General features: G+C 64.1%; 1 protein-coding gene. It reads left to right on the top strand.

Annotated elements, in window-relative coordinates; translation table 11 throughout:
• Positions 1-85: 85 nt before the first annotated feature.
• Entirely contained in the window at positions 86-1,264 is a 1,179-nt protein-coding gene (locus IT41_RS19200) for an IS5-like element ISPha2 family transposase (RefSeq protein WP_036744399.1), read from the top strand.
• Positions 1,265-1,317: the final 53 nt, after the last annotated feature.

Below are 1,317 nucleotides of genomic sequence, written 5' to 3'. Positions count from 1 at the left end.
TAACAGGCTGCTGAAAAAGGCCGGTCTCGACGCGGTTTTGAGAACATGATTCACTTCCGGCACGGCAGCGGTGGTGAGGGTGACGATGCGTGGGACGGACGAAGCGAGCGAGTCGCTGTTCAGCTATGTTGACCTTGAGGAGCGGATCCCTGCGGGTCATCCGCTTCACAAGATCCGGCAGATCGTGAACGATGCACTGACGAGCCTCGATGCCGAGTTTGACGCGCTCTATACCGACTTTGGCCGCCCCTCCATTGCGCCGGAGCGCCTGATCCGGGCGAGCCTTCTCCAGATCCTGTTCTCGGTCCGCTCGGAACGGCAGTTGATGGAGCAGATGGACTATAACCTGCTGTTCCGATGGTTCGTCGGGCTGGGAATCGACGACCCGGTCTGGGTTCCCACGGTGTTCAGCAAGAACCGCGACCGGCTGCTGACAACCGACATGTCGCGCAAGGTAATGGCCGCGATCCTCGCGCACCCTCAGGTCAAGCCGCTGCTGTCGGACGAGCACTTCTCGGTCGACGGCACCTTGGTCAAGGCGTGGGCGTCCATGAAGAGTTTCCAGCCGAAGGAAGGTACAGCGCCGCCGCAGAATGATGATCCCAGTGGGCCGCCATCACCACCAGCCGACGAGACCTCCCCGGACACCGACCAGGCCCAGCAAACCGAGACCCAGCCGATGACCGACACGCCCCGCCAGACCCGCAACCCCGAGGTGAACTTCCGGGGCCAGAAGCGCTCGAATGCAACCCATGCGTCCGTAACGGACCCCGATGCGCGTCTTTACAAGAAGGCGCCGGGCGCGGCGGCGATGCTGTGCTTCATGGGGCATACGCTGATGGAAAACCGGAACGGCCTCGTGGTGCAGGCAGAGCTGACCCACGCTGATGGGCATGGCGAGCGGAAGGCGGCACTTGAGATGATCAACCGGCACTCACCGGGCTCGACCCGACGCCTGACGCTCGGGGCGGACAAGGGATACGACAGCGCCGACTTCGTCGCCGACCTCAGGCGCATGGTCGTGACACCGCACGTCGCGCAGAAAGCCCGGCATTCCGCCATCGACGGACGGACAACCCGGAACCTCGGCTACGCCCTGTCCCAGCGGCGCCGCAAGAAGATAGAGGAACCGTTCGGCTGGGCCAAGACCGTCGGCGGCATGTCCCAGACCGTTCACCGCGGGCTCGATAGGGTCTGCGCCCAGTTCACGATGACGATGGCGGCCTGCAACCTCGCGAGGCTACCGAAACTCCTGACGGCCTGACGGAGAAGGCAACTCTGACCCGCGACCACCGCCGATGCCGATGCCGATGCCGA

It is taken from the genome of Paracoccus halophilus, assembly GCF_000763905.1.
Lineage (GTDB): Bacteria > Pseudomonadota > Alphaproteobacteria > Rhodobacterales > Rhodobacteraceae > Paracoccus > Paracoccus halophilus.
The sequence above is the reverse complement of the archived record's forward strand: the minus strand, read 5'-3'. Positions and strand labels throughout refer to the sequence as shown.